This is a genomic window from Burkholderia sp. MSMB1078WGS, from assembly GCF_001528895.1.
Taxonomy (GTDB): domain Bacteria; phylum Pseudomonadota; class Gammaproteobacteria; order Burkholderiales; family Burkholderiaceae; genus Burkholderia.
In genome coordinates, this window is sequence record NZ_LPDI01000003.1 from 99,093 (window position 1) to 119,800 (window position 20,708).

At 66.5% G+C, this 20,708-nt stretch carries 21 protein-coding genes, 1 tRNA gene and 1 riboswitch; of the genes, 15 read left to right on the forward strand and 7 right to left on the reverse strand.

Features of this window, described 5'->3' with window-relative positions; genetic code table 11:
- The first annotated feature begins 17 nt into the window (after window positions 1–17).
- From WT24_RS00855 to metF, 4 genes are all read left to right on the forward strand, one after another.
- Window positions 18–752, forward strand: a complete 735-nt coding sequence (locus WT24_RS00855) for an RNA polymerase sigma factor FliA (protein WP_059503301.1) — start codon at window positions 18–20, stop codon at window positions 750–752.
- A gap of 97 nt (window positions 753–849) precedes the next feature.
- Window positions 850–967: riboswitch (S-adenosyl-L-homocysteine riboswitch) on the forward strand.
- Between the two features lie 32 nt (window positions 968–999).
- Window positions 1,000–2,418, forward strand: a complete 1,419-nt coding sequence (ahcY, locus tag WT24_RS00860) for an adenosylhomocysteinase (protein WP_060030490.1) — start codon at window positions 1,000–1,002, stop codon at window positions 2,416–2,418.
- Window positions 2,419–2,515: 97 nt separating this feature from the next.
- Complete coding sequence (locus WT24_RS00865) at window positions 2,516–2,869, forward strand: phage holin family protein (RefSeq protein ID WP_006477367.1); 354 nt, start codon at window positions 2,516–2,518, stop codon at window positions 2,867–2,869.
- Between the two features lie 34 nt (window positions 2,870–2,903).
- Window positions 2,904–3,734: a methylenetetrahydrofolate reductase [NAD(P)H] gene (gene metF / locus WT24_RS00870; protein ID WP_059790362.1), complete on the forward strand. Its 831-nt coding sequence runs from the start codon at window positions 2,904–2,906 to the stop codon at window positions 3,732–3,734.
- Window positions 3,735–3,839: 105 nt separating this feature from the next.
- Here the strand turns inward: metF and WT24_RS00875 are convergent, their stop codons facing one another.
- Both WT24_RS00875 and WT24_RS00880 read right to left on the reverse strand, forming a co-directional pair.
- Window positions 3,840–5,318, reverse strand: a complete 1,479-nt coding sequence (locus WT24_RS00875) for an amidase (protein WP_059790365.1) — start codon at window positions 5,316–5,318, stop codon at window positions 3,840–3,842.
- A gap of 81 nt (window positions 5,319–5,399) precedes the next feature.
- Complete coding sequence (locus WT24_RS00880) at window positions 5,400–6,092, reverse strand: dienelactone hydrolase family protein (RefSeq protein WP_060030493.1); 693 nt, start codon at window positions 6,090–6,092, stop codon at window positions 5,400–5,402.
- Window positions 6,093–6,316: 224 nt separating this feature from the next.
- On the opposite strand from WT24_RS00880, the gene WT24_RS00885 reads away from it, so the two are divergent.
- Complete coding sequence (locus WT24_RS00885) at window positions 6,317–7,399, forward strand: nitronate monooxygenase family protein (protein ID WP_060030496.1); 1,083 nt, start codon at window positions 6,317–6,319, stop codon at window positions 7,397–7,399.
- 438 nt (window positions 7,400–7,837) lie between these two features.
- Window positions 7,838–8,980, forward strand: a complete 1,143-nt coding sequence (locus WT24_RS00890) for a branched-chain amino acid ABC transporter substrate-binding protein (RefSeq protein ID WP_059503402.1) — start codon at window positions 7,838–7,840, stop codon at window positions 8,978–8,980.
- Between the two features lie 89 nt (window positions 8,981–9,069).
- Here WT24_RS00890 and WT24_RS00895 read toward each other — a convergent pair whose 3' ends face one another.
- Window positions 9,070–10,287: an MFS transporter gene (locus WT24_RS00895; RefSeq protein WP_059503404.1), complete on the reverse strand. Its 1,218-nt coding sequence runs from the start codon at window positions 10,285–10,287 to the stop codon at window positions 9,070–9,072.
- Window positions 10,288–10,528: 241 nt separating this feature from the next.
- Between WT24_RS00895 and WT24_RS00900 the strand changes: the two genes are divergently transcribed.
- From WT24_RS00900 to WT24_RS00910, 3 genes are all read left to right on the forward strand, one after another.
- Complete coding sequence (locus WT24_RS00900) at window positions 10,529–11,188, forward strand: HugZ family protein (RefSeq protein WP_059790372.1); 660 nt, start codon at window positions 10,529–10,531, stop codon at window positions 11,186–11,188.
- A 360-nt stretch (window positions 11,189–11,548) separates the two neighbouring features.
- Complete coding sequence (locus WT24_RS00905) at window positions 11,549–11,842, forward strand: H-NS family nucleoid-associated regulatory protein (protein WP_034209561.1); 294 nt, start codon at window positions 11,549–11,551, stop codon at window positions 11,840–11,842.
- A gap of 245 nt (window positions 11,843–12,087) precedes the next feature.
- Window positions 12,088–13,245: a cation diffusion facilitator family transporter gene (locus tag WT24_RS00910; protein ID WP_059503316.1), complete on the forward strand. Its 1,158-nt coding sequence runs from the start codon at window positions 12,088–12,090 to the stop codon at window positions 13,243–13,245.
- Between the two features lie 51 nt (window positions 13,246–13,296).
- Here the strand turns inward: WT24_RS00910 and WT24_RS00915 are convergent, their stop codons facing one another.
- The 3 genes from WT24_RS00915 to WT24_RS00925 all read right to left on the reverse strand — a co-directional run bounded on the left by WT24_RS00915 (window position 13,297) and on the right by WT24_RS00925 (window position 15,147).
- Entirely contained in the window at window positions 13,297–13,767 is a 471-nt protein-coding gene (locus WT24_RS00915) for an Lrp/AsnC family transcriptional regulator (RefSeq protein WP_006477376.1), read from the reverse strand.
- 79 nt (window positions 13,768–13,846) lie between these two features.
- Window positions 13,847–14,506: a hypothetical protein gene (locus tag WT24_RS00920; RefSeq protein WP_059503317.1), complete on the reverse strand. Its 660-nt coding sequence runs from the start codon at window positions 14,504–14,506 to the stop codon at window positions 13,847–13,849.
- Complete coding sequence (locus WT24_RS00925; protein ID WP_059503319.1) at window positions 14,503–15,147, reverse strand: MBL fold metallo-hydrolase; 645 nt, start codon at window positions 15,145–15,147, stop codon at window positions 14,503–14,505. Before WT24_RS00925 ends, WT24_RS00920 begins: the two co-directional genes overlap by 4 nt.
- Window positions 15,148–15,801: 654 nt before the next feature.
- Between WT24_RS00925 and WT24_RS00930 the strand changes: the two genes are divergently transcribed.
- Window positions 15,802–16,413, forward strand: coding sequence for a septal ring lytic transglycosylase RlpA family protein (locus WT24_RS00930; RefSeq protein ID WP_059503320.1), 612 nt, complete (start codon window positions 15,802–15,804; stop codon window positions 16,411–16,413).
- 78 nt (window positions 16,414–16,491) lie between these two features.
- On the opposite strand, the gene rsmI is transcribed toward WT24_RS00930, so the two are convergent.
- Window positions 16,492–17,370, reverse strand: coding sequence for a 16S rRNA (cytidine(1402)-2'-O)-methyltransferase (gene rsmI, locus WT24_RS00935; protein WP_059790376.1), 879 nt, complete (start codon window positions 17,368–17,370; stop codon window positions 16,492–16,494).
- Between the two features lie 46 nt (window positions 17,371–17,416).
- Between rsmI and WT24_RS00940 the strand changes: the two genes are divergently transcribed.
- The 5 genes from WT24_RS00940 (at window position 17,417) to WT24_RS00960 (ending at window position 19,874) form a co-directional block, all read left to right on the forward strand.
- Window positions 17,417–17,845: a YraN family protein gene (locus tag WT24_RS00940; protein ID WP_179949298.1), complete on the forward strand. Its 429-nt coding sequence runs from the start codon at window positions 17,417–17,419 to the stop codon at window positions 17,843–17,845.
- 126 nt (window positions 17,846–17,971) lie between these two features.
- Window positions 17,972–18,556 (forward strand): SIS domain-containing protein, encoded by a 585-nt coding sequence (locus WT24_RS00945; RefSeq protein WP_059503326.1) that lies wholly within the window; start codon window positions 17,972–17,974, stop codon window positions 18,554–18,556.
- Between the two features lie 17 nt (window positions 18,557–18,573).
- Window positions 18,574–19,374 carry a BON domain-containing protein gene (locus WT24_RS00950; RefSeq protein ID WP_059503406.1) on the forward strand — a complete coding sequence of 267 codons (801 nt, stop codon included), beginning with the start codon at window positions 18,574–18,576 and terminating at the stop codon, window positions 19,372–19,374.
- On the forward strand, window positions 19,371–19,733 hold the full coding sequence (locus WT24_RS00955; RefSeq protein ID WP_059790379.1) for a c-type cytochrome: 363 nt from the start codon (window positions 19,371–19,373) through the stop codon (window positions 19,731–19,733). The genes WT24_RS00950 and WT24_RS00955 overlap by 4 nt, the downstream gene beginning before the upstream one ends.
- Before the next feature lie 65 nt (window positions 19,734–19,798).
- Window positions 19,799–19,874, forward strand: a tRNA-Ala gene (locus WT24_RS00960).
- Window positions 19,875–20,708: the final 834 nt, after the last annotated feature.

The following is a 20,708-nucleotide window of genomic DNA, read 5'->3' on the forward strand; positions in this document are numbered from 1 at the left end:
ACCCGAAGGAGGGAGCCATGATGTACAACGCTCAAGGAAAGATGTCCCAGGCCGACGTGCTCGCGCAATACGCGCCGCTCGTGCGCCGCCTCGGGCTGCAGCTCGTCGCGAAGATGCCGGCGAGCGTCGATCTCGACGACCTGATCCAGGCCGGCATGATCGGCCTGATGGATGCGGCCGGCCGCTACAAGGAAGACCAGGGCGCGCAATTCGAAACCTACGCGACGCAGCGCATCCGCGGCGCGATGCTCGACGAGCTGCGCAGCAACGACTGGCTGCCGCGCAGCCTGCGCAAGACGTCGCGCGAGGTCGAGCACGCGGTGCACCAGGTCGAGCAGCACCTCGGCCGCTCGGCGAGCGAGACCGAGATCGCGCAGCACCTGAACATGCCGCTCGACGAATACCAGGGGATGCTGCAGGACCTGCACGGCAGCCAGCTCATCTACTACGAGGATTTCGACCGCGCGGCCGACGACGAGCCGTTTCTCGACCGCTATCGCGTCGATCACGCCGATCCGCTGTCGGCGCTGCTCGACGAGCACCTGCGCGAGGCGCTGGTCGACGCGATCGAGCGGCTGCCGGAGCGCGAGAAGCTGCTGATGTCGCTGTACTACGAACGGGGTCTGAATCTGCGCGAGATCGGCGCGGTGCTCGAGGTGAGCGAATCGCGCGTGTGCCAGTTGCACAGCCAGGCCGTCGCGCGCCTGCGTGCGCGGCTGCGCGAACAGGCGTGGGTCGGCGCCGAATCCTGACCCTTTGGGGCGGCCGCGCGCGCCGACGCCGCGCGCCCGTGCCGCGGTTGCCCGGCGCTTGCGCATTTCGCGCGCCGATTTGCTACAATCCCCTCCGTTTTCCGAGGAGCGTTGCGACGGACCATCCAGCGTCCGCCAGGCTCGGAAGGCTTCACCAAGCACCGTGCAGCGATTTTTCCGCGCCGGCCCCGCTTCCTGAACGGCGCTCACGTCACCAATCTAGAAACTTTTTAGAAAGGAGGGCGTGATGAACGCCATTATCGATTCCAAGGCTTCCCACGATTACGTCGTCGCCGACATGGCGCTGGCCGGCTGGGGCCGCAAGGAACTGAACATCGCCGAGACCGAAATGCCGGGCCTCGTGCAGATCCGCGACGAATACAAGGCGCAGCAGCCGCTGAAGGGCTCGCGCATTGCCGGCTCGCTGCACATGACGATCCAGACGGGCGTGCTGATCGAGACGCTGAAGGCGCTCGGCGCGGACGTGCGCTGGGCATCGTGCAACATCTTCTCGACGCAGGACCACGCTGCTGCCGCGATCGTCGAAGCCGGCACGCCGGTGTTCGCGTTCAAGGGCGAATCGCTCGACGAATACTGGGAGTTCTCGCACCGCATCTTCGAATGGCCGAACGGCGAATTCGCGAACATGATCCTGGACGACGGCGGCGATGCCACGCTGCTGCTGATCCTCGGCTCGAAGGCCGAGAAGGACCGTTCGGTGATCGCGAAGCCGACCAACGAGGAAGAAGTCGCGCTGTACAAGTCGATCGCGGCGCACCTCGACGTCGACGCGAACTGGTACTCGAAGCGCCTCGCGCACATCAAGGGCGTGACCGAAGAGACCACGACCGGCGTGCATCGCCTGTACCAGATGGAAAAGGACGGCCGCCTGCCGTTCCCGGCGTTCAACGTGAACGATTCGGTCACGAAGTCGAAGTTCGACAACCTGTACGGCTGCCGCGAGTCGCTCGTCGACGGCATCAAGCGCGCGACCGACGTGATGATCGCGGGCAAGGTCGCGGTCGTCGCGGGCTACGGCGACGTGGGCAAGGGTTGCGCGCAATCGCTGCGCGGCCTGGGCGCGACCGTGTGGGTCACCGAAATCGATCCGATCTGCGCGCTGCAGGCGGCGATGGAAGGCTACCGCGTCGTGACGATGGAATACGCGGCCGACAAGGCCGACATCTTCGTGACGGCGACCGGCAACTACCACGTGATCAACCACGATCACATGAAGGCGATGCGTCACAACGCGATCGTCTGCAACATCGGCCACTTCGACTCGGAAATCGACGTCGCGTCGACGCGCCAGTACCAGTGGGAAAACATCAAGCCGCAGGTCGACCACATCATCTTCCCGGACGGCAAGCGGATCATCCTGCTGGCCGAAGGCCGCCTCGTGAACCTCGGCTGCGCGACCGGCCACCCGTCGTTCGTGATGTCGAACTCGTTCGCGAACCAGACGCTCGCGCAGATCGAGCTGTTCACGCGCGGCGATCAATACGAGAACAAGGTGTACGTGCTGCCGAAGCATCTCGATGAAAAGGTCGCGCGCCTGCACCTCGCGCGCATCGGCGCGAACCTGTCGGTGCTGTCGGACGAGCAGGCTGCGTACATCGGCGTGCAGAAGGACGGCCCGTTCAAGCCGAACCACTACCGCTACTGATGCGCGTCCGCCGCCGTGCCGTGCGTACCCGCCGCGGGGCGCACGGCGCGGCGGCGCTCACCGATCGTACCGATCGACAACCGAACCGGAGCACTCCATGAGCGTCATCCTCACCTGGGTCATCAACGCGCTCGCGTTGCTGATCATCACGTACCTCGTGCCGTCGATCCACATCAAGAGCTTCGGCACCGCGCTGATCATCGCGGTCGTGCTCGGGCTGATCAACACGGTGATCCGGCCGGTGCTGATCCTGCTGACGCTGCCCGTCACGATCGTCACGCTCGGGGTGTTCATCCTCGTCGTGAACGCGCTGTGCTTCTGGTTCGCGTCGTCGCTGCTGAAGGGCTTCGAGGTGTCGGGGTTCTGGTCCGCGTTCTTCGGTTCGATCCTGTACAGCATCGTGTCGTGGCTGCTGTCCGCCCTGATCTTCGGCCAGCGCGACATCGGCTGAGGGCGGGCGGGCATGGGCCCAACCCCATCGAATCATGAAACCGATCGAACTCTCGTTTGAATTCTTCCCGCCGAAGACGGCGGACGGCGTCGAGAAGCTGCGCGCCACGCGCGCGCAGTTGCTGCCGCTGAAGCCGAAATTCGTCTCCGTGACGTTCGGCGCCGGCGGATCGACGCAGCAGGGCACGCTCGATACCGTGCTCGACATGCAGAAGGACGGCCTCGAGGCCGCGCCGCACCTGTCGTGCATCGGCTCGTCGCGCGACAGCCTGCGCGCGATTCTCGACCAGTACCGCTCGCACGGCATCCGGCACATCGTCGCGCTGCGCGGCGACCTGCCGTCGGGGATGGGCGCGGTCGGCGAGCTGCGCTATGCGTCCGAACTCGTCAGCTTCATCCGCGCCGAGCATGGCGACTGGTTCCACATCGAGGTCGCGGGCTACCCGGAGTACCACCCGCAATCGCGGTCGCCGAAGGCCGATCTCGAGAACTTCGCGCGCAAGGTGAAAGCCGGCGCGAATTCCGCGATCACGCAGTATTTCTTCAACGCGGATGCGTATTTCCGCTTCGTCGACGATGCGCGCAAGCTGGGCGTGGACGTGCCGATCGTGCCGGGCATCATGCCGATCACGAACTTCTCGCAGCTGATGCGCTTCTCCGAGATGTGCGGCGCCGAAGTGCCGCGCTGGGTCGCGCGCCGGCTCGAGAGCTTCGGCGACGATCGCGAGTCGATCCGTGCGTTCGGCGCGGACGTCGTCACGAGCCTGTGCCAGCGCCTGATCGACGCGGGCGTGCCGGGGCTGCACTTCTACACGCTGAACGCAGCGGCCGCGACGCGGACGATCTGCGAACGGCTCGCGGTGTAAGCGCCGTCACGCGGTTGCATGCGCAACGGCCCCGCCGGTTCGTGCCGGCGGGGCTTTTTTTATCGTGACGGGCGACGCGGGACGCGTGGCGCAAACGTGCGCGCGTCAGCGTTGTGCCTGCATCAGCGGCGGGCGGCGGTCGAACCACGGCCGCGCCTGTTCGAGCTGCCGCGCGAGCCGGAGCAGCAACGCGTCGTCGGCGTGGCGCGCGGCGAACTGCACGCCGATCGGCAGTCCGCGCGCATTCCAGTACAGCGGCACCGACATCGCCGGCTGGCCGGTCAGGTTGAACAGCTCGGTGCAGCCGGCCCACGCGAACGCCTTCTCCGACGACTTCGCGAGCATTTCCTTCAGCAGCGGTTTCACCGGCAGCGCGGCGAGAAGCTTCATCTGCGCGGATTCGAACGGCGTCGGCTGCAATTCGCCGATCTTCACCGGCGGCCCGGCGAGCGACGCGCACAGGATCGCGTCGTAGCGCGACACGAGGCCGGCGACCTGCACGGTGAGCTGGCGCTGCCATTCGAGCACGTCGGGCAGCCGCGTGCGCGCGAGGCGGCGGCCGACCACGGCCATCGCCCAGGTCGCGGCCTCGAATTCGCCGCGCCGCGGCGTGCGGCCGGTCAGTTCGCGCGCGCCGAGCACCATTTCCTCGGCGATCGTCGCCCACAGCGTCAGGAAGGTTTCGGCCGCGCGCGCGTAGTCGAGTTGCAGCGTCGCCGGCTCGACGTGATGACCGAGCGATTCGAGCAGCGCGGCCGCATCGTCGAGCGCCGCGCGCGTGTCGTCTGCGAGCGCCGGCGCGAGCATCGGATCGACGACGAGGCCGATCCGCAGCGGGCCGGGCGGCGTATCGAGCGCGCCGAGGAAGGTGCCGGGCGCGCCGGGCGGCAGTGTCTGGCCGGTCGTCACGTCGAGCAGCAGCGCACTGTCGCGCACGCTGCGCGACACCGCGTGCTGGACGACGAGTTCGCCGTTCGACGGCAGGTCGACGAGCACCGGGTTGCGGCTCGGCTTCAGGCCGAACAGCCCGCAGCACGACGCCGGAATGCGGATCGAGCCGCCGCCGTCGGACGCATGCGCGAGCGGCACGATGCCGGCCGCAACGGCCGCCGCCGCGCCGCCGCTCGAACCGCCGGGTGTGTGATCGAGGTTCCACGGGTTGCGGCACGCACCGAACAGTTCCGGTTCCGTGTACGGCATCTGGCCGATCTCGGACGTGTTGGTTTTGCCGAATACGTTGAGGCCCGCCGCGCGGCTGCGCGCGATCACCGGCGAATCGTCGGCCGGCACGAAGTAACGGTAGTGCCGGCTGCCCATCGACAGCGGCAGCCCGGCGACCGCCGCGCCGAGATCCTTGACGAGATACGGTACGCCCGCGAACGGCGCGTCGGCGCCCGGCGCGGGCGCTGCCGCCGCACGCTGGCGCGCGGCTTCGTAGTCCTGCAGCACGATCGCGTTGATCGCGCCGTTGACCGCTTCGGCCTGGCCGATCGCGGCGTCGAGCAGTTCGCGCGGGCTTGCGCGGCGCTCGCGCACGAGCGCGGCGAGGCCGATTGCATCATGCGCGAGATAGTCCGAGTGCATCGCGTCACCCCCGTTGTCACGCGTGGCGATGGTGCGAGCATAACGCGGGCCCGGCGTGGCGGGCCCGCGGTCGTGCCTTTTTTAAAGGTGCTCGGCGAGGAAGGTCAACGTGCGGCCGTGCGCGAGCGCCGCCGCGCGCTGGTCGTACGATGCGCGGTCCGAGCAGTTGAAGCCGTGCTCGGCGCCCGGGTACACGTGGAACGACGCATCGCCGTGGCCGGCGAACGCGGCCTTCACCTGGTCGACGGCGGTGAGCGGAATGCCGTGGTCGTTTTCCGCGTAGTGGAACAGGATCGGCTGCTTGACCTGGCCGGCGAGATCGAGCGCGTTGTGGATGCCGCCGCCGTAATAGGACACCGCCGCGTCGAGCTTGCCGGTCGCCGCCGCGCGGTACGCGAGCTGGCCGCCGAAGCAGTAGCCGATCGCGGCGAGCTTGCCGCCTACTTCGGGGCGCGCGCGCAACGCGTCGGCCGCCGCGCCGATGTCCGCGACCGCGAGACCCACGTCGGTCTTCTTCATCAGCTCGATGCCCTTGTCGCGATCCGCGCCGTCGTAGGTCAGCTCGACGCGCGGCTGCGTGCGCCAGAACACGTCCGGCGCGAGCGCGACGAAGCCGTCGGCCGCGTACTGGTCGGCGACCGAACGGATGTGCGCGTTCACGCCGAAGATTTCCTGGATGATGATGACGGCAGGGCCCTTGCCGCGCTTGGGCAGTGCAAGATAGCCGCCGAAGCTGTCGTTACCGGTCGGGATGTCGATCCATTGGGCAGTCACGTTTTGAACTCCTGGCGTACGGGGGTGCGCGAGGCGCCCCGGGGAACAAGTAGAGGGCGGCCTAGTGTGCCACCGATCGTCCGGTGCTGCAGCGCGCGGCCGCTTCTCGCGCAGCGATCGTTTCGATCTCGATTATTCATTTTTCGGCGCCGCGCCGCTTCGATAGAGTCGATGTTGTCGGCCTTTACAAAGCGCTTTCGCGCATCGTCATCCAAGGATTCGCCATGTCTGCCCGCTCGTTTTCCACGCCCTTTTCCGAACGCTTCGGCCTGCGCCTGCCGCTCGTGCAGGCGCCGATGGTCGGCGCGACCACGACCGCGATGGTCGCGGCCGCGTCGAATGCCGGTGCGCTCGGCAGCCTCGGCGCCGGCGCGCTCGCGCCCGAACGTATCGAAGCCGAAGTCGCCGCGATCCGCGCGGCGACCGATCGCCCGTTCGCGATCAACCTGTTCGTGCTGCCCGATGAAGCCGCGCCCGACGCGGCGACCGTCGCGCGCGCGCTGGCCGCAATCGATCCGCTGAACGCAACGCTCGGCTTGCCGCCGGGCACGGCGCCTGCGCGCTACGCGCCGGATTTCCGCGCGCAGCTCGATGCGCTCGTTGCGCTGCGCGTGCCGGTCGCGAGCTTCGCGTTCGGCGTGCTCGACGCGGCCGACGTCGCACGCCTGAAAGCCGCCGGCACGTATGTGATCGGCACCGCGACGCACGTGGCCGAAGGGCTCGCGTGGCAGGCGGCCGGCGCCGACGCGATCTCCGCGCAAGGCGCCGAGGCGGGCGGCCATCGCGGCACCTTCATCGGTTCCGCCGACGATGCGCTGATCGGCACGCTCGCGCTCGTGCCGCAGCTCGTCGACGCGACGGGCCTGCCCGTGCTCGCCGCGGGCGGGATCATGGACGGCCGCGGCATCGCGGCCGTGCTCGCGCTCGGCGCGCAGGGCGCGCAACTCGGCACCGCGTTCCTCACCTGCGCGGAAAGCGCGATCGCGGCGGACTGGAAGGCGCGGCTGCTCGCGAGCGCCGATACGTCGACGCAGGTCACGCGCGCGATCACCGGCCGTCATGCACGCGGGCTGCGCAACGCGTTGATGGCGCGGCTCGGCGAGCACGTCGCGGACGCCGCACCGTATCCGATCCAGAACGCGCTGACCCAGCCGCTGCGCCAGGCCGCCGCGCGCGCGAACGACGGCGACTACCTGTCGCTGTGGGCCGGGCAGGGCGCGCCGCTCGCGCGGCGGCGCGGCGATGCGCTGACGACGTCGCAACTGGTCGCCGCGCTCGACGCGGAATGGCGTGCGGCGGCCGCCTGAACGCTGCTTCATCCGCCAGAACGATCGATACCGGACGACGAAACGCGCGTGGTGTCACGCGCGTTTCATTCAACGATCGCGAGCACAAAATACCGAATCGAAATGCCCTCGCGAATGGGTCGAAACGACCTTTCGAAAGTATGTCGCGAATTAGCGGAAACCCTTATCCGTCGGGGCTTGCAGCGCTATTCGAGTCCTCCTTCCAAAGCGCACATATCGGTAGTGTTACCACTACCCCAAAAAAGTCCCACAAATTAATTTGATCACCTACACTTGCGCGCAAGTACGGGCGGGCGGCCGCTAAAAGCGGCGGTTTTCACGTGCTTGAGGCCAAGTGCATGAACGATGCAACCGGCGAATCGTCCAGTGATTGCAAACACGGGGATGGCAGCGGGGCACCGGGCGATGGCGTTTTTTGGGACCGAACTGGAGACTTACATGAATATCAAGATGCAAAAGCTGTTGCCGATCACCGCAGCGGCGATGCTGTGTGCTGCAGCTGCAAGCAACGCGTGCGCCGATCAAGTCGTCAAGATCGGCCACGTCGCGCCGTTGACGGGCGGCATTGCACACCTGGGCAAGGACAACGAAAACGGCGCACGTCTCGCAGTCGAGGAGATCAACGCGAAGGGTCTCACGATCGGCGGCCAGAAGATCACGCTGCAACTCGACCCGCAGGATGACGCCGCCGACCCGCGGCAGGCGACGCAGGTTGCGCAGAAGCTCGTCGACGACAAGGTCGTCGCGGTGGTCGGCCACCTGAACTCGGGCACGTCGATCCCGGCCTCGAAGATCTACAGCGATGCGGGCATCGTGCAGATTTCGCCGTCGGCGACCAACCCGGTGTACACGCAGCAAGGTTTCAAGACCACGTACCGCGTGGTGGCGACCGATGCGCAGCAGGGCCCGGCACTGGCGAACTACGCGCACTCGAAGGGCATCAAGAGCGTGGCGGTGGTCGACGATTCGACCGCGTACGGCCAGGGTCTCGCGAACGAGTTCGAGAAGAAGGCGAAGGCGCTCGGCCTGAAGGTGATGTCGCATGACGCGACGAACGACAAGGCGGTCGACTTCCGCGCGATTCTGACCAAGATCAAGGGCGAGAACCCGGACGCGATCATGTACGGCGGCATGGACGCTACCGGCGGCCCGTTCGCGAAGCAGGCGAAGCAGCTCGGCCTGCGCGCGAAGATCTTCGCGGGCGACGGCGTGTGCACGGAGAAGCTGGCCGACCTGGCCGGCGACGCGACCGACAACGTCGTGTGCTCGGAAGCCGGTGCTTCGCTCGAGAAGATGCCCGGCGGCAGCGCGTTCAAGGCGAAGTACGAGAAGCGCTTCGGCCAGCCGATCCAGATCTACGCGCCGTTCACGTATGACGCCGTGTACATCATCGCCGACGCGATGAAGCGCGCGAACTCGGTTGACCCGGCTAAGATCCTCGCGGCGATGCCGGCGACGAAATACACGGGCGTGATCGGCACGACGACCTTCGATTCGAAGGGCGACCTGCAGCACGGCGTGATCTCGCTGTACAACTACAAGAGCGGCAAGAAGTCGCTGCTCGACGAAGTGAAGATGTAACGCGACCAGCGGTCAACAGCAGGGGTGAAAGCGCGCATGCGGTCACGCATGCGCGCTTTCTTTTTGGGCCGGCGTGTGCCGCCGCGCCGTCAGATTTTCAGGTGCGCGAGCACCCTTGGTGCGACGAGCGCGACGAGCGCCGCGCATAGTGCGACGACCGACAGGCCGATCGTCAGGTTCGCGGCCTGCGCGACCGCGCCGATCACGACCGGACCGAACAGCAGACCGAAATACGCGAGCCCGGCCACGTGCGCGAGCCCTTCGGCCGCATGGATGCCTTTCACGCGCGCGGCGGCCGCGAACAGCACGGGCATCATGTTGGCCAGCCCGAGGCCCATCAGCGTGAAACCCGTCAGCACCGCGACCGGGTTCGGCAGCAGCAGCGCGCCGATCATCCCCGCGCACGCGAGCGACGCACTCGCGAACACGAGCTGCGGCGCGCCGAAGCGGGCGCGCACGGCGTCGCCCGCGAAGCGCGCGATGGCCATCCCGCCCGAGAACGCCGCGTACGCGGCGCTCGCGAGCGCGGGGCTCGCCGCGACGACGTCGCGCATGTAGACCGTCGCCCAGTCGTACATCGCCCCTTCGGCGACCAGCGCGATCAACGCGATGCCGCCGAGCATCCACAACGCGGGCGAGCGCCAGCGGTTGCCGCCGCCGTGTGCCTGTTCGTGATGCGGCACGTGCGGCAGCACGGCCGGGCTCGCGGCCACGAGCACCGCGGCGCACGCCGCCGCCGCGAGCGCGAGATGCGCGACCGGCGCCATGCCGGCCGACAGCAGCGCGCCGCCGGCCGCCGCGCCGGCCATCCCGCCGATGCTGAACATCCCGTGCAGCGACGACATGATCGGCTTGCCGAGTGCGATTTCGACCGCGCTGGCCTCGGCGTTCATCGCGACGTCGAGCGTCGCCATCGAGAAGCCGAACAGCGCGAGCACCGGGAGCAGCATCCAGTAGTCGGGCACGACGAGGATCAGCGCCGCACACGCGGACATCACGAGCCCGCCGGCGAGGCACGCGGTGCGCGAGCCGACGCGCGCGATCCAGCGCGCGATGGTCAGCATCGCGGCGATCGACCCGCCGGCGACCGCGAACAGCGCGATCGACAGCAGCCCGGGGCTCAGCGCGAACTTGTCGCGCACGGTCGGCACGTGCACGCCCCACGACGCGTACATCATGCCGGCGACGAAGAACAGCGCCATCGACGCCGTGCGCGCACGCTGGCGGGCCGGCAGCGGCAGCACGCGATGCGCGTCGGGCGGCGCGGCGAACGGGGACGACGATTCGGGGGAGGAGGATTCGGACACGGGGAGGCTCGCCAGGAAAATGCGCGGGCGCACACGGCGCCCGTCGGATTTGTCCGATTCTATCGAACCGCTTACGTTCTTGCCGGGCGACGGCCGTTCGGTCGATGCTCGGGCGATCGGGCCATCCCGAGGCGGCGGCTCGGCGTCGCATCGGCCGTTCGGCCGATGCGCAACGTGCGGCGAGCGCGGGTAACATCGAAGCGATGCCCGCCGCGCCGCCTTTCGACCGCAGGAGTTCCGCTTGAACATCGATCCCGCCTTCGCCTTGCATCTGCTGCACCGCTGCGCGCTCGGCACGCTCGCCACCCATGCGCGCGAACCGCAGGGCTTCCCGTATCCGACGGTCGTGCCGTTTGCGCCCGATGCAAGCCATCGGCCCGTGATCCTGGTGAGCGGCCTGGCCGAGCATACGCGCAATCTCGCCGCCGATCCGCGTGCGGGTTTCCTCGTCGTCGATGCGAGCGGCGGCGAGGTCCTGAATGCCGAGCGCGCGACGCTGCTGGGCCGGTTCGTGCCGCTCGGCGACGATCCGCACGTCACCGCGCGTTACCTGCGCTACGAACCGGACGCCGCGCGCTATCTCGCGCTCGGCGATTTCGCGTTCTGGGCGCTCGAGATCGAGCGGCTGCGCTATATCGGCGGGTTCGGGCGGATGGGTTGGGTCGACGGCACGCATCTCGATGCGCTGCCGCCGCTCGCATTCGACGACGAACAGGCGCTGTGGCGTGCCTACGAGACGAGCGACGCACACCGCGACGGGCTCGACCTGCTCGGCGTCGATCGCCACGGCGCGGACTGGCGATGCGACGGGCGCCGCGTGCGCACGCCGTTCGAGTCGCCTTCGGCCGATGCCGGTGCGCTGCACGAGCGATTGATCGCCTGCGCAAAGGATGTGACGTGACGTCACGGGTCAGGGATTTGTCCGTTTAGCAAACTGCGTCATGTGGTTTTTGCAAAACTGTCGTCCGATGAAAGCTTTGATTTTCTTGAATGCAGGGTAATTGCGTATGTTGATAGACCGAATAGTCGATCGCTAATGTCCTAATCTCTATGCAGGAGCGTAAAAATTTGAGAAAAGGCCGCGGCCGGTCAAAATGACATGTGCGAATACCAATTGGCCTCGGGATTTTCATGAATCTCGCTTCTATCAAATCTTTTTTGTGCTAATCTCTGCCTTCGAAAATCCGAGGCACATATATTTCATGAATGGTGAGCCGGCTGCAGACCGGCGCCATTGGTCAGATAGATAGAAAGGGAAACTATGTCTTCTTACAAGGACCTGCTGGCCCAGCGGGAGAAGCTGGAGAAGCAAATCGAAGAAGCGAAGTCGCGTGAATACGCTGAAGTGCTGAATGACGTGAAGCAGAAAATTGCCGACTACGGCTTTTCGCTCGCCGAACTCGGTCTCAGCCGCGCAAAGGCCGGCAAGGTCGGTCGTCCGCGCGCAGGCGTGGCGGCGAAATACCGTGACCCGGAAACGGGCGCGACGTGGTCGGGTCGTGGCAAGCCGCCGCGCTGGATCGCCGGCAAGAACCGCGATCAGTTTGCGATTTAAACGTTCGTTTAAGTTGCCTGCTCTTCAAGAGAGCCGCGTGTCCGTCGAGGAGCGCGGCTTTTTTGTTTTCCGGGCACCGGCAGGGTCCTCTGCGCCGTCATGAAAATGTAAGCGTGTGTCGCGTGAATGAAAATGCGACACGTTCGTATAAGCGATTGATTTAAATGAGAAATTTGTGGGTATTGGAAGGGCTCGCGGGGCGCCTTTGATAGAATTACGACTCGCACACCGAGATCTCATATTTCATGTCCACGTTTTCCGGCGACGCGCAGAGCGCGGATAAGCACGCAGTTGCGCGCAAGAGCACGCTCGTCAGTATTGTGCTGAATGTCGTGCTTGCGACATTTCAGATCGTCGTTGGCGTGATTGCGCATTCGCAGGCATTGATTGCCGACGGTGTGCATTCGATTTCCGATTTGATCTCGGATTTTGTCGTGCTGGTTGCGAATCGGCATAGCGGCGCATCGCCGGATGCCGACCACAATTACGGCCATAGCCGCTACGAGACGGTCGCGTCGCTGTTTCTCGGCGCGATCCTGATTGCCGTCGGTATCGGCATGCTCTGGCGCGCCGGCGACCGTCTCGTTAATCTCGAAAACATTCCGGCCGTGCATTTTTCCGCGCTGATCGTTGCGCTGACGGTGCTCGTGTCGAAGGAAGCGTTGTTCCGCTACATGCTGCGCGAAGCGCGGCGCGTGCGCTCGGCGATGCTCGTCGCCAACGCGTGGCATGCGCGTTCGGATGCCGCGTCGTCGCTCGTCGTCGCGATCGGCATCGTCGGCAGCCTGGCCGGTGTACGGCTGCTCGACCCGATCGCGGCGGCGATCGTCGGCTTCATGGTCGCGCGCATGGGCTGGACGTTCGGCTATGACGCGTTGCAGGACCTCTCCGACCGCGCGCTCGATACGGCCGACACGGCCGAGATCCGCGCGCTGCTCGCCGCGACGCCCGGCGTGCGCGACGTGCACGACCTGCGCACGCGCAAGATGGGCGATGCCGCGCTCGTCGATGCGCACATCCTCGTCGATCCGAAGATCTCCGTCTCCGAAGGGCATTACATCGCCGAGACCGCGCGGGCGCGCGTGCTGTCCGACCCGCGCGTGCTCGATGCGCTGATCCATGTCGACCCCGAGAACGACGCGGCGCGCCGTCCGGCGCTCGCGCTGCCGCCGCGCGGCGAGCTCGCGGCCCGGCTCGAGGCCGCGCTCGCGCAGCGCGGGTTGCACGCGGCGGCGATCAATCTGCATTACCTGAGTACGGGGCTCGAGGTCGACGTGACGCTCGACAGCGACCCGCGAGACGCCGATGCGACGCTGGCCGGTCGGCTCGACGTCGAGACGCTGAAGCGCGAGTTCGGTGCGCGCCGGATCGGCTTCACGCGCACGCTGCCCGTGCAGACGTGACCGGCAGCCGGCAGCCGCGAACGCGGCCGGCCGCAGGGGTGGGGCTGCGCGTTACAGCGGCAGTTGCGTGTCGAACTTGATTTCGCGCAGCACGACGCTCGTGCGCACCTGCGACACGGCCGGAATCTTGAAGATGCGTTCGTGCAGGAACACGTCGTAGGCTTTGATGTCCGGCGCGACGATCTTGAGGATGTAATCGGCTTCGCCGGTCGTGCTGTAGCACTCGGTGACTTCCGGGCAGGTCGCGATCTCGCGCTCGAACTGCTCGACGCCGCCTTCGTTGTGGCGCGTCAGGTGCACGTGCGCGAGCGCGCAGACGTGCAGGCCGAGCTTCTCGCGATCGAGCAGCGCCGTGTAGCGCTGGATCACGCCCGACTGTTCCATGTCCTTGATGCGGCGCCAGCACGGTGTGCTCGACAGCCCGACCTGGTCGGAGATTTCCTGAACGGAACGGCGCGCGTCGAGTTGCAACAGGCGAAGGATTTTTTGCGAAAAGGAATCGAGCGTCACCTGCGCCTCCATGCGGCAGCTACAACACGCTGAATGTTAGAGGGCCGGGAAAGGAAAGGCAATCTGGCGACGCGCTGTTGAGCGAGATTCGCTAATTTGCTCGCGGATCCGTGGGATTTTGTCCCGCCCCCGCGCTATCCGACCGATCGGTATCCGACACGGCCAGGCCCGCGAGCGCGGCCTGCTGACGGCGCAGGTCGGCGAGCATGTTGCAGAACAGCGCGCCTTGCTCGATCGCGTCGTCGAGCGCGACATGCGTGTGCGGATGATCGTCGAACCAGTGCTTCGGAAAGCGCGGCTTGATCGCCTTGCGGTACGGCAGGCCCGTCATCGCGAACGCGAGCGTCTTGATGTCGAGCGCCGACCACGAGAACGGGCAGCGCCCCGCGAAACGCATCATGTACCAGAACATGAACGTGAAGTCGAAGCCGGCCGGCATCGCGACGAACACCGGCTTGCCGGGCAGCGCCTCGACCCATTCGACGTAGGCGACCAGCGCCGTCTCGGGCGTCTGCAGGTCGCGCCGGCATGCGGCCCACGCTTCGGGTTCGGTTTTCCACCAAGCTTCCTGCACAGGATGCGCGTGCGCGCCGGGCAGGGTCTCGAGGTTTGCCGAGAACGTCGCGATCAGTTGCTTGTCCTCGGTATAGGCGGCCGACGCGAAGCTCAGCATCGAGTGCGGGCCGGGAATCGGGCCGTCGGCTTCGACGTCGGTGCTGACGTAAATTTCCGGGATGGCGGTCTGATTCATCCGAATACCTTGTCGGACACGAACGGGTTCGTGCGGCGCTCGTCACCGAACGTCGACACCGGGCCATGACCGGGCACGAACGTGACGTCGTCGCCGAGCGGCCACAGCTTTTCCTTGATCGAACGGACGAGATCCTCGTGATTGCCGCGCGGGAAATCGGTCCGGCCGATCGAGCCCGCGAACAGCACGTCGCCGACGATCGCGACGCGATGCGCGCGGCTGAAGAACACGACGTGGCCGGGCGTGTGACCCGGGCAGTGATAGACCTCGAGCGTCTCGTCGCCGAACTGCACGGTGTCGCCGTCGTTCAGCCACCGGTCGGGCTCGAAGCTGTCGGCGGCCGGAAAGCCGAAGCGTTCGCTCTGCATCGGCAGCTTCTCGATCCAGAAGCGTTCGTCTTCCTGGGGCCCCTCGATCGGCACGCCGTAGCGCGTCGCGAGCGTCTTCGCGCCCGCACAGTGATCGATGTGCCCGTGCGTGAGCAGCACCTTCTCGACCTGCACGTTCTGCCGCGCGACTTCCTGTTCGATCCGGTCGAGATCGCCGCCCGGATCGACGACGGCGGCGCGGCCCGTCTTCTCGCAGACGAGCAGCGAGCAGTTCTGCTGGAATGGCGTGACCGGAATGAGCGTGACTTTCATGGAGGCACCGGCGGCTAAAAGGAGCGATTGTACCGGTCGCGCGCGCCGCCTGCCGTGCGTGCGATGCATGCCGCGGCGTGGATGAGGGCATTCCCGGAGCATGTCGATTGTTACAGCCATAGCGAGAATCAATGGTCCGCCGGGGGCGCTTTTCGAGACAAGGTTTTGATTTATGTATAATGCGCCCCATTGCGCGTGAATTTCACGCAATTCGCTGGTGTTTCGGCCCTGTTAAATAAGGCATCCGATTCACCGTCAAGCATCGGCCGCCGGGGGAATCCGGCGGTGTATCCAGCACCGAGCATTCGGTGCTCACGTCTTGTCCGGCCGGGTGCTGCGCGCCCGCTTGCGGCCCAGCTGCCGCGCCGCCGGATGAGGCCTGTGCCGCCGTTCCTGTGCGTTGGTCGTATCGACGCGCGCGAACGTGAAGCCATGTTCGATGGCGGCATGTGGGGTCTGGTCAGGCTGTTGGGGACAGGTTGCGCCAGACGTGAAAGCTAATCAGGACGGTTGCGGCCTAGACGAACGCCGCGCCCATGCTAGCCGCCTGCTCGCACTCGAGCGGGGCGTGCACGCATTTGCCGTCCGGGCCGCATCTCTGCGTTGTGAAGCAGCGTTGTATCGATGCGGCCCGAACCAGAAGGCGACACGTCGATGAATTTACGTTTTCCGAGCCGATTCGGAACCATTGCATTATTTTTTGCGCTGACGGGCTGTGCGGTGCCATCCAGCCAGACCACCGGCAGCGTGAGCCAGAAGAAGGCGGTCGACAGGACGGCCGCTGCCGCGAAGGCGGACGACGACAAGCAGCCGCTCAATTTCGATTCCGCGCTGGCGTCGATGCCGGCTGCCGACAGCAAGGACGCGAAGAAGTCGTCGCTGGCGGACGCCGAGCCGATCGACGGCAAGGACGTGTCCGATTTCCGCCAGACCGGCCGCGCATCGTGGTACGGGCGGGATTTCCACGGCCGCCGCACCGCGAACGGCGAGCGCTTCAACATGAACGCGTTCACCGCCGCGCACCGCACGCTGCCGCTGTCGTCGTACATCAAGGTGACGAACGCATCGACCGGCAAGTGGGTCGTCGTGAAGGTCAACGATCGCGGGCCGTTCAAGCGCGGCCGCGTGCTCGACCTGTCGTATGCGGCGGCCAAGGTGATCGGCCTCGTGCACGCCGGCACGGGCCGCGTGAAGATCGAAGGGCTGTCGCCGCAGGAAGCGCGCGAGGCGCGCGACGAAATGTTCGCGTCGATCTCGGCGAAGTAACGCGGCGGATCGTCCGCTCATGCACAAAGGGCTGCCTTCCGGCAGCCCTTTGTCGTTTCCGCGCGCCGGCGTCGCGCGTCAGCCTTCCTTCAGCGCGAGCGCACGCGCATACAGCGTGTTGCGCGATGCACCCGTGAGCGCGGCCGCGAGCTTGGCCGCGCTCTTCACCGGCACTTCTTCCAGCAGCAGCCTGAGCAGCGCGTCGTGCGCGGTGTCGTCGGCTTCGCCGCTTGCCGCCGGCGCGCCTTCGACGACCAGCACGAACTCGCCGCGCTGCCGGTTCGCATCGCCCGCGAGCCAGCTCTGTCCTTCGGCCAGGGTGCCCTGGAACAACTGCTCGTGTAGCTTGGTGAGCTCGCGCGCGATCAGCAGCCGGCGCGCGGGGCCGAACGCGTCGGCGAGCGCGGCGACGGTCTCGGCGATCCGGTGCGGCGCTTCGTAGAACACCAGCGCGTACGGGTGCGACGCCAGCGCCTGCAGTGCGGTCGCGCGCTGTTTCGCCTTCGGCGGCAGGAAGCCCGCGAACGTGAATGCGCCGGCCCAGTCGCCGGCCACGCTCAGCGCGGTCACGGCCGCGCTCGGGCCCGGCAGCGGAACCACCGTGAAGCCGGCGGCACGCACGGCGTCGACGAGTCGCGCGCCGGGGTCCGAAATGCCGGGCGTGCCGGCGTCCGACACGTAGGCCACGCGTTCGCCGCCACGCAGCAGTTCGATCACGCGCTGCGCGGCTTCGCGTTCGTTGTGCTCGTGCACGGCGACGAGCGGTTTCGAGATCCCGTAGCGGGCGAGCAGTTGGCCCGTGTTGCGGGTGTCTTCGGCAGCGATGCGGTCGGCGAGGCCGAGCACGTGCAGCGCGCGCAGCGTGATGTCGGCCGTATTGCCGATCGGCGTGGCGACCACGTAGAGCGCGGCGTCCGGGTAGTGCTGCGTAGGCGCGAGTTCGAGGAGGGCAGTCATGGCAGGCAAGGCACGCAATCGCGGCACGAGCGGAACAAGGACGGCATTGTGCCACGCGGCGCCGGCCCGGCCGGATGGCGCGCGCGGTCGGCCGCATTCGGGCGACAACTTTTCCGGCGCGGCGCGATCCAAACCGGTCGGCGCGGCGTTCGAGCAGCGCGCGCGGCAGTTTCTCGAGCGCCGCGGTCTCGGGTTCGTCGCCGCGAACGTGACGATGCGCGGCGGCGAGCTCGATCTCGTGATGCGCGAGCCCGACGGCATGCTCGTGTTCGTCGAAGTGCGTGCGCGGCGCAGCACCCGGCATGGCGGTGCGGCCGCGAGCGTCGGCTGGCGCAAGCGGCGGCGTCTGGTCGCGGCCGCGTTGCAGTTCTGGTCGCGGCACGGCGCCGGCGCCGCATGCCGTTTCGACGTCGTTGCGTTCGAGGCCGGGCGGCTCGCGTGGTTGCGCGACGCATTTCGTACCGACGACGCGTAGCCGCGAGCTGTGACGAGATGTAAAGAGTTCTTGCCGGACCCCCGGAGAGGGCGCCGGAGTACGGTAAACTCGCCGCACCCACGATGTCGCGCGAGTTGTGCCGCGCGCCCAGTTCACCAGGAATCGATGTCAGTCGAACGTATTCAGCAACAATTCCGCGACAGCGCCGCGCTTCATGCCGAAGCGGCCGACACGCTGTCGCTGCCGATCGCAGCCGCGGTCGATGCGATGTTCGCCGCACTGGCGAACGGCAACAAGATCGTCGCATGCGGCGACGGCCCGTCGGCCGCCGCCGCGCAATACCTCGCCGCGTCGCTCGTCGGCGGTTTCGAGCGCGAGCGTCCCGGGCTGCCCGCGATCGCGCTGGCCACCGACGCGTCGCAGGCCGGCCTCGCGGGCGCCGCGGCCGTCGAGCAGTTGTTCGCGCAGCAGGTGCGCGTGCTGGGCCAGACGGGCGACATCCTGCTGGTGCTCGACGCGGGCGGCGCATCGCCGCGCGTGCTCGCGGCGATCGACGAGGCGCACGAGCGCGAGATGACCGTCGTCGCATTGACGGGCGGCAACGACCACACGGTCGTGGCCGCGCTGTCCGACACCGATATTCCGATCAGCGTGCCCGCCGTTCGCGCGGCGCGCATCCACGAAGTCCATCTGCTGACCATCCACTGCCTGTGCGACGGCATCGACGCGATGCTGCTGGGTGAGGATTGAACGAAGGAGAGCCGTCGATGAATCAAAGCCGCGTCAAACAGACGCTCGTCAGAACCACGCTGCTCGCCGCGCTGACGGCGGGCCTCGCCGTGTCGCTGCAGGGTTGTGTGCTCGGAGTCGTGGGCGCTGCGGCGGGCGGCGGCGCGCTGATCGCGACCGATCGCCGTACGCTCGGCGCGCAGACGGAGGATCGCGAGATCCAGGTCAAGTCGCTCACGCAGATCAACAACGGGCTGCCGGACCAGTCGCACGTGAACGTGACGGTGTTCAACCGTCGCGTGCTGCTGACGGGCGAAGTGCCGAACGATGCGTCGAAGCAGCGCGCCGAGGAAATCGTGCGCGGCATCAACAACGTGAACGGCATCGTCAACGAGCTGTCGGTCGAGCCGGCGTCGTCGCTGTCGTCGCGCGCGAACGACTCGTACCTCGAAGGGCGCGTGAAGTCGGAGCTGATCGCGACGAAAGGCATCTCGGCGAACTACTACAAGGTCGTCGCCGAACGCGGCAATCTTTACCTGATGGGCCTCGTGACGGTGGATGAAGGCAATCGCGGTGCGGAAGCCGCGAGCCAGGTGCCGGGCGTCGAGAAGGTCGTGAAGGTGTTCCAGTACGTGAAGCCGCAGGACGCGCAGGCGCTGCAGGACGCGTCGCCGGCGAGCGGCGCATCCGGCGCGCAGGCGGCTGCCGCACCGGCGGACAGCGCGACGGTCGGCGCGGTGCCCGACGCATCGGTGCAGTCCGCGCCGCTGCAGCCGCCCGCGCCGATCTCGAATTCGTCGAGCGTGCATCCGGGCAATCCGAAGGCGAAGGCGCAATGACGGGCATGCGGATGAAGCAGATGAAACGATGGATGGTGCAGGGCGCCGCGGCTGCGGCGCTCGCGGCCGGCACGCTGGGCGTCGCGCATGCGGACGTCGGCGACGGCCTGAAGGTGGCCCGCAGCAACGCGTGCATGGGCTGCCACGCGGTGGACCGCAAGCTCGTCGGCCCGTCGTTCAAGGATATCGCCGCGCGCTACAAGTCCGATCCGCAGGCCGTGGCCAAGCTGTCGAAGAAGGTGAAGGACGGCGGCTCGGGTGTCTGGGGCGCGATTCCGATGCCGGCGCATCCGCGCATGAGCGACGCAGACGTCCGGTCGGTGGTCGAATGGGTGTTGGCTGGAGCACCGTCGAAGTAACGCGTCGGGGTGACGTAACCCCTATTGCCAAGCGCGGAAATGCGTGTGTATGATGATCGACTGTTGGGGCGGTAGCTCAGCTGGGAGAGCGTCGCGTTCGCAATGCGAAGGTCGGGAGTTCGATCCTCCTCCGCTCCACCAACGGACTTCGAAGGGCTTGATCGCATGAGACAGGAAGCATATTTTTGCCCCAAGTGCAAAGATATGCTTCCCTGACAAAGTGCAACGTTATGCTTCCTTGGCAAAAAGCCGGCCTCGTGCCGGCTTTTTGTTTGGTCGCTCACGTTCTTGCTTACTCGAGCCAGCACACCAGATGAATATTCTCAAAGGCTGCGTCAGCTGACAGCTTTGTCCCTTATCGTTGCCGGCAGTTGTGAGTGCATTTGCGTGTCGATCGGGGCGCGTGACTCACCGCATGAACGCTCGGCGGTTTGTTGTCCGGTAGGCAGCCATCGAGACTCAGCCATTCACCAGTCAAACTTATAGGATCTCTCTGACCTGATTTCGTCAATCGTGCGCTTGATTTGCCGCCGATCATCCTCGTTCAGGCGGTCCAGATCGCTTTCAATCCGCGTAAGGTATTCCTCACCACCGTATGAAGCGGCTACCCGCTTGAGAATCTTGGCGATATCGTGAGTTCGACATGCAACTAGCGCCAGATCGCCGGCCTTCCACGACGACGACATAAATGCGTTGACGAGCTCCCGGCGTGCTGTTTTGCAGCGATCCCAATCGAAAAAACGGGACAAACTTTAAGAAGTCTGGCACATCGTCGGCCTTCGCAAATTCCTGATAGACCACGGGAAACAAGGCCGCGATCAACATCGAGACCGGCTGTCGACGGGCGTGAAGCAGCGATTGTATGAGCCATCCGGCCGCATTCACCAGAGCGTTACGCGATGTCTTTTCAGCGTCGAACATAAGTCTGGCGCACGCGTCGTAGGCCGCTTCAGTCAGATCCAGCGCTTGTCGGCC